General features: G+C 46.5%; 10 protein-coding genes. 9 read left to right on the top strand and 1 reads right to left on the bottom strand.

What is annotated here, in order from left to right; translation table 11 throughout:
- Nucleotides 1–314: 314 nt before the first annotated feature.
- On the bottom strand, nt 315–707 hold the full coding sequence (locus tag ACLFWI_RS23635) for a RidA family protein (protein ID WP_446406165.1): 393 nt from the start codon (nt 705–707) through the stop codon (nt 315–317).
- A gap of 206 nt (nt 708–913) precedes the next feature.
- Here ACLFWI_RS23635 and ACLFWI_RS23630 point away from each other — a divergent pair, with 206 nt between their 5' ends.
- From ACLFWI_RS23630 to pirA, 9 genes are all read left to right on the top strand, one after another.
- Entirely contained in the window at nt 914–2602 is a 1689-nt protein-coding gene (locus ACLFWI_RS23630) for an ABC transporter permease (protein WP_446414957.1), read from the top strand.
- Nucleotides 2603–2942: 340 nt separating this feature from the next.
- Nucleotides 2943–3290: a rubredoxin gene (locus ACLFWI_RS23625; RefSeq protein WP_446414956.1), complete on the top strand. Its 348-nt coding sequence runs from the start codon at nt 2943–2945 to the stop codon at nt 3288–3290.
- A 63-nt stretch (nt 3291–3353) separates the two neighbouring features.
- Nucleotides 3354–4364 (top strand): photosynthesis system II assembly factor Ycf48, encoded by a 1011-nt coding sequence (locus ACLFWI_RS23620; RefSeq protein ID WP_446414955.1) that lies wholly within the window; start codon nt 3354–3356, stop codon nt 4362–4364.
- A 118-nt stretch (nt 4365–4482) separates the two neighbouring features.
- Entirely contained in the window at nt 4483–4731 is a 249-nt protein-coding gene (gene psbE, locus ACLFWI_RS23615) for a cytochrome b559 subunit alpha (RefSeq protein ID WP_006106101.1), read from the top strand.
- A 30-nt stretch (nt 4732–4761) separates the two neighbouring features.
- The gene (gene psbF / locus ACLFWI_RS23610; RefSeq protein ID WP_446334989.1) at nt 4762–4893 is read left to right on the top strand and encodes a cytochrome b559 subunit beta; all 132 of its coding nucleotides are present in this window, start codon (nt 4762–4764) and stop codon (nt 4891–4893) included.
- A gap of 12 nt (nt 4894–4905) precedes the next feature.
- Nucleotides 4906–5028, top strand: a complete 123-nt coding sequence (locus ACLFWI_RS23605; protein WP_006106150.1) for a photosystem II reaction center protein L — start codon at nt 4906–4908, stop codon at nt 5026–5028.
- Nucleotides 5029–5071: 43 nt separating this feature from the next.
- Complete coding sequence (locus ACLFWI_RS23600; RefSeq protein ID WP_006106138.1) at nt 5072–5191, top strand: photosystem II reaction center protein J; 120 nt, start codon at nt 5072–5074, stop codon at nt 5189–5191.
- A 422-nt stretch (nt 5192–5613) separates the two neighbouring features.
- Nucleotides 5614–5814 carry a DUF4278 domain-containing protein gene (locus tag ACLFWI_RS23595; RefSeq protein ID WP_446406168.1) on the top strand — a complete coding sequence of 67 codons (201 nt, stop codon included), beginning with the start codon at nt 5614–5616 and terminating at the stop codon, nt 5812–5814.
- Nucleotides 5815–5882: 68 nt separating this feature from the next.
- Nucleotides 5883–6299, top strand: a complete 417-nt coding sequence (gene pirA / locus ACLFWI_RS23590; RefSeq protein WP_446406169.1) for an arginine synthesis PII-interacting regulator PirA — start codon at nt 5883–5885, stop codon at nt 6297–6299.
- Nucleotides 6300–7017 lie beyond the last annotated feature (718 nt).

The raw sequence follows: 7017 nt of genomic DNA, 5'->3' as shown, positions 1-7017 counted from the left end.
GATACCTGGTGGAGGGCGACCCGATAACATTAAGGGTTGGGTTGTGTGAATTGAATGCGGCGGGTCGCCCCTACAATTGTTTTTATGGATGCGGTGTTAGATAATTCCTGATTCACGCTTTTGAAAGTGCAAACGGGGCAATTGGGATTATTGGAATTATTGGGATTATCGCGGTTGTAGGGGCGAGTCGCTGCATATCGTAGGTGGTATGAGAATTAACCTATATCGACTCGCCCTTTTCTAAAGGTACGCGCTGTCTGATAATTACTGATACTATTCCTACAATGTCCTGGAATGCCACATTCTGGCAATATCTAAGGCACAATTGCAATACATTCAATTTCGACTAAAACATCTTTGGGAAGTCGGGAAACTTCCACACAAGCACGGGCGGGGGCGGAGGCTTCATCAAAATAGCGGGCATAAACTTGATTCATTGCCGCAAAATTATTCATATCCGAAAGAAATACTGTAGTTTTGACGATATGTTGCATCTGAACCCCAGCCTCTTCTAGAATCGCGGCTAAATTTGCCATCGCCTGTTCCGTCTGCTTGGTGATATCGTTTTCGCCAATAATTGCACCCGTTTTGGGGTCAAGGGGAATTTGACCCGCGACAAAAATCAGTTCTCCTCTGGCTGCGATCGCTTGATTGTAAGGACCGACAGGTGCAGGGGCGTTGGTTGTGCGGATAATTTTTCGGCTCATTGGTCATTGGTCATTGGTCATTGGTCATTCGTCATTGGTCAAAGAATTATTGCATTTGGTCAGGGCGGGTTTAGTGAAATCATGGTCACAAACCAAAGTATAGTGGTCAAACCCGCCCCTACAATCTTTAACACTTAAACACTTAATACAGTAGTCTTAGCATAATGTAACTGGCAAATCGCTCTGTTGCTTGTGCCGTATTTAAGATGAATCAATCGACTCAATCTACCTCTACTCTGCCTAAACCGGATCTCGTTCCCGGAAAAAAACGACGTCAGCGGATCAATTTCTGGACGCTGGTGGTTTTAGCGATCGCGCTTTTAGTCGCTACCCCTGTCTTATTTGTATTGAGCAATATTTTTACAGATGCAGGTGAGATTTGGCAGCATTTGGCGCAAACGGTTTTATGGCGCTACATGGCAAATTCGTTCTGGCTGATGATTGGCGTCGGCTGTGGTGTTGGTTTAATCGGTGTGGGAACCGCGTGGTTAGTGACGATGTGCCGTTTTCCTGGATCTCGCCTGTTTGAATGGGCGCTATTATTACCCCTCGCCGCACCTGCTTATGTCTTAGCCTATACCTACACCGACTTTTTGGACTTCTCAGGACCGGTGCAAACCGCGTTACGGGATGGGTTTGGCTGGAGTTATGGCGATTACTGGTTTCCCAATATTCGTTCCTTGGGTGGGGCAATTCTCATGTTAACCCTGGTGCTGTATCCTTATGTCTACTTATTGGCACGGGTAGCGTTTTTAGAACAATCAGTTTGTACTTTAGAAGCCAGCCGCAGTCTGGGGTGTAGTCCGTGGCGCAGTTTCTTTACTGTAGCATTACCCTTAGCCCGTCCCGCGATCGCCGCGGGTATAGCATTAGCCTTAATGGAAACGCTGAATGATTTTGGCACGGTAAAGTATTTTGGTGTGCAGACGTTCACCACAGGTATTTATCGGACGTGGTTTGGTTTAGGGGAACGAGTCGCCGCCGCCCAATTAGCGGCATTTCTGCTGTTATTGATTTTGGCGTTAATTTGGTTAGAGCGATGGTCACGGCGTCAAGCAAGATATTATCAAAATACAACCAGTTATCGCCAACTGCCCAGTTATCAGTTAGAGGGTATACGCGGAACCGGCGCGGCGTTGGCCTGTTTTGTGCCATTAAGTTTGGGGTTTTTACTTCCAGCCGGACTTCTGCTGGAGATGACGCTAAAAAATACCACGACGACGCTAAAGGGCGAGTTTTGGGTTTATGCCCGTCATAGTTTTATCCTGGCAGTGGTTACAGGGGTTTTAGGTGTTGCGATCGCAGTCATTATCGCCTATGGATTACGGTTGCGATCAACCCTGGTGATGCGTTTAGCCACGCGGATTGCGGCGATGGGTTATGCTGTACCGGGTTCAGTGATTGCTGTCGGAATTCTGATTCCCATTGGCAGACTGGATAATGCCATTGATGCGGGGATGCAGGCGATATTTGGTATATCCACAGGCTTACTATTCAGTGGCACGATTACAGCCTTAGTTTATGCCTATTTGGTGCGCTTCCTTGCCGTATCGTTCAATAGTGTGGAAGCCAGTTTAAGTAAAATTAAGCCTAGTTTAGATGATGCTGCCCGTTCCTTGGGTTACAGTCCCACGAGTACCTTAGTCAAAGTCCATGCACCGATGATGTGGGGGGGATTACTCACGGCGGGGATGTTGCTGTTTGTGGACGTAATGAAGGAATTGTCAGCAACTTTAATTATTCGACCCTTTAATTTTGACACCCTTGCCGTGCGCGTTTACAATCTGGCATCGGATGAGCGGTTAGTCGAGGCGGCTGCACCTGCATTAGCGATCGTTGTTGTTGGGATAATTCCAGTTATTTTATTAAGTTGGCGAATTGCGCGATCTAGATAAAGGTTTGTCATTTGCCATTTGTCATTCGTCATTTGTCATTTGTCCTACTCTCTTCCCGAAAAGAAGCAAGCTACGTCATTTGTGATAATTGAACGGTTAGGTCGGGGCGGGTTTAGTTATATCAGGGTGAAAACGAAACGTTAGTGGTAAAACCCGCCCCTACACACTCTCCCCCAGCTTCCTCTGCTCCCCCATCACCCCATCTTCCCCATCTCCCCCTCACCCCATCACCCCATCACCCCATCTCCCTCATCTTCCCTGGTGCGTAATGTCGGTTATTATGATAAATTTTTTAACATACGTTTTAAGATTTGCTGCATCAACTTAATGAAAGCCAGCGATGATCGAACCAGCTAACGAGCAAACCTTAGCCGAACAAGCGCCAAGTCGTTATGAATGCCGCTCTTGCGGCTACGTTTACGAGCCAAACAAGGGAGATAGTAACCGTAATATCGCCGCTGGGACGCCCTTTGAAGAGCTACCCAGCGACTGGCGTTGTCCAGTATGCGGTGCGAAAAAGCCCCAATTTCAGGATATTGGTGCCAGTGGTACCCCCTCTGGGTTTCAAGAGAACCTCAACTATGGCTTTGGGGTGAACCGTTTGACCCCAGGTCAAAAAAATGTCTTGATTTTTGGAGCCTTACTGCTAGGTGTTATCTTCTTTATAAGTTTATACGGACTGCGCTGAACCGAGGAGGCAATTCCTTAATACACCAATGTCTCAGTTACGCCAAACGACAGCATGTTGCCAATGAGCGATTTCATGAAAACCTGGAAACGAATCTTAATAGTCTTCGCGATCGCCTGCTTGTGTGTTAGTTGTAAGTATGCCGAACCCTTGAGCTATAACCCTTGGGAGCTGGTTTCCTTACCCACCCAAGAAACGCTACGGGATATTGGGTTTACCGATAACCCAAGTCATGGATGGCTCGTTGGCAGCAATTCCACACTCCTGGAAACCACCGATGGTGGCGAAACCTGGCAGGAGAAAGTCCTTGATGTTGGAGATGAGAATAAATATCGTTTCACATCGGTGAGTTTTGCGGATGACGAAGGCTGGATTGTGGGCGAACCATCAATTCTACTGCATACCACTGATGGTGGTGCTTCCTGGGTACGTATACCCTTAAGTGATAAGTTACCCGGAGACCCGAACACGATTTTGGCACTCGGTCCCAAATCAGCAGAGATGACAACCACAATTGGGGCAATTTACCAAACCCAGGATGGGGGTAAAACCTGGAAAGCCCAGGTCGAAGAAGCGGTGGGTGTACTTCGCAATATTTCCCGTTCCCATGATGGCAAATATGTCGCGGTTTCAGCTAGGGGGAACTTTTACTCAACCTGGGAACCGGGTCAAAGTGCCTGGGAACAGCATGAACGTAGTAGTTCTAAGCGTCTGCAAAATATGGGATTCACCGAAGATGGGCGTCTCTGGGGATTAGCACGAGGAGGAATGCTGCAATTTAGTGGTAGCGAAGATTTAGAGGCTTGGGAAGAGCCAATTTATCCCGAATTTTCCACCAGTTGGGGATTACTGGATTTAGCCTACCGAACTCCCGATGAAGTGTGGCTCGCCGGAGGTAGTGGGAATTTGCTTTGTAGTTTTGACGGTGGCAAAACTTGGCTCAAAGATCGCGAAGTAGAAGATGTGCCATCCAACTTTTACAAAGTTGTCTTTATCACGCCAGAACAGGGATTTGTGATTGGTCAAGCAGGTGTTTTGCTCAAGTATGAACCCCCAGCAAAAACAACGGCTTGATCGCTGATAAATTAGTTGACTGTCATCTCGGCTTGATCATGGCTATAAAGCTAGCTCGATGTTTTAAAATAGTAAGGTCGAGTGAATTATAACTGTTACTGGGAAGGAGGAAGCATTTATGTCAGGAACTACTGGTGAGCGTCCATTCGGCGATATTGTTACCAGCATTCGTTATTGGGTCATTCACAGCATCACAATTCCGGCTTTGTTTATTGCGGGTTGGCTGTTTGTCAGCACAGGTCTAGCCTATGATGTGTTTGGCACACCCCGTCCAAACGAGTATTTCACGCAACCGCAGCAGGAAGTTCCGATTGTGAGCGATCGCTACGAGGCGAAAAAGCAAATTGATCAATTTACCAAAAAGTAAAGTAAAATTTGGAGATTTCTGTAAAAGATCATGACTAATACTCCCAATCAACCAATTTCCTATCCAATTTTTACCGTTAGATGGCTAGCGGTTCATACCCTGGCGGTTCCCACCGTCTTTTTCCTCGGCGCGATCGCCGCCATGCAATTTGTTCAACGATAGGAGATAAAATCCATGCCAGAACGTTCTCCCAATCCGAATAACCAGCCAGTTGAACTGAACCGGACCTCTCTGTTTCTCGGTCTATTGTTGGTTTTTGTTTTGGGCATTCTCTTTTCCAGTTATTTCTTTAATTAACTCAACTCAATCATTCGTTAGCTTGAATTAGGAGGTATTAGCCGTGTCTGGAAGTGGAAAAATTCCGTTGTGGGTTGTCGCCACAATTGCTGGAACAGGTGTTCTAGTCGTTGTTGGTCTTTTCTTCTATGGTGCCTACGCAGGCGTTGGTTCTGCGATGTAGGATAGATCGCTGTCCTCAGTTGAACTGAATATCTGAGAATTGACACCGCCAGTTTTGTGGAGACTGGCGGTATTTTTGTCATTCGTCATTTGTCATTTGTCATTTGTCCTTGGTTCAAAACTCTCTTTCTCCCTCAGCTCCCCCTGCTCCCCCTGCTTCCTCAGCTCCCCCTGCTTCCCCTACTCCCTCATCGCCTCGGTACTGGAATTAGTGGGAAATCACCGCTTTTATGTGATCATTTCTGGATAATTGACACTTTTGGCTCAAAAATGTAAGAATATATACAGAAATATTTTGATAAAGCTATCTGAATTCAGGAATCTATCCAAAGTCAGATGCGTTTTCAGTCCAATTAGAGCAAGGAGCTCATTTCCCCCAAGCAGAGATTAGCTGGTGGTGGAAATCAATCGGAGGCATGAACCATGAAACTTCATTATCGAGGAGTCAACTACGATTCAGAGCCATTAATGGCAGACGTAACCGAAGGTGAGACTGGTGGCACATACCGGGGTCACAGTTGGAAAATTCACAAGCCGAAGCTGAACCGGAGACGCCCAAGCTCAGTTGGACGCCAAGGGTCAGTGGAACTGACCTATCGAGGTGTCACTTATCGGCGCAGTTAAGACGCTTAGAGTCTAGACATCACTCAATTCAAATCACTTTTTTAAAAGACTTAAGGGAGACAAGGCAGATGAAACGTTGTTATCGGGGTGTTCATTACGATGAAACACCATCCACATTAGATGTAAACGAAGGCGAGATTGGCGGCACATACCGGGGTAAAAATTGGCGATTTCATTATCTCAGACATATTCCCGAACCCCCACCTACCCATGATTTGAAGTGGCGGGGTGCTGGATATCACACAGGTGAACCCCGTGTTGTCAAGTCTACGCCAGTCGAGACACCGATGACGATGGTTGGAACTCGTTCTTGGTTTCTTAAGGATTCGCGCCAAAAAGCCTTCCAGCAAACCAGCATTACTCATCTGGAAAATATCTGTCAGTCCTTGGAACGTCGCTTAGACGTCGCCAGGGCAAAAGGAGATCAAGACTTAGTGCGTCAGCTTGAGAAAGAATCCGAGCAAATGACCTGTCCTTTAAGATAGAGCGTTTTCGTCTATTGGGAACTGGTGAGTAGTTGAACAACGGTTGAGCGCAGTCCCCATCTAAAATCACAAGATTTAGATGGGGTTAGCGAAACATTAATAATTTTGCTATAATACTAACAGGTACGGCGGCATTTATTTGTTCGGCACGACCTACAGGTAGAACCTAGAAAACTTAAGATTATAAGGTTCCAGTAGAGACTATTTGTTACAATAACGCATCTACTGGGTAAAAATCTTAGTGCGTTCATAAGGCTTTTTTAGTCTTAACTCCGATTCAGAAATGGCGAGGAGGAATGCCAAGGCAGAAGTTCCTGGTATTCACCGAGAACAGCGGCTCTTCGTGGTAACAGCAGGGGAGAATCCCTAACTAGATTGCTTGCAATTAGTTAGGGTCTGTTCAAGTATTGAGGGCGCACGTCTGTCATCCGTGTCAACTTAAGACTTTGTATAACTAGCGCTCAAAGTTTAGATCCCCCTAAATCCCCCTTAAAAAGGGGGACTTTGATTAATTTATTGTTCCCCCCGTGCAACAAAAAGCGAAGCATCCTCTGGTCTCCCCCGTGCAAAAAACGCGAAGCATCCTTTGGTCTCCCCCGTGCAAAAAACGCGAAGCAACATCTGGCTTCCCCCATGGAACAAAAAGCGAAGCATCCTCTGGTCTCCCCATGCAAAAAAAGCGAAGCATCCTCTGGCTTCCCCATGCAAAAAAAGCGAA

The sequence above is a fragment of the Coleofasciculus sp. genome (assembly GCF_046539235.1).
Lineage (GTDB): Bacteria > Cyanobacteriota > Cyanobacteriia > Cyanobacteriales > Coleofasciculaceae > Coleofasciculus.
The sequence above is the reverse complement of the archived record's forward strand: the minus strand, read 5'-3'. Positions and strand labels throughout refer to the sequence as shown.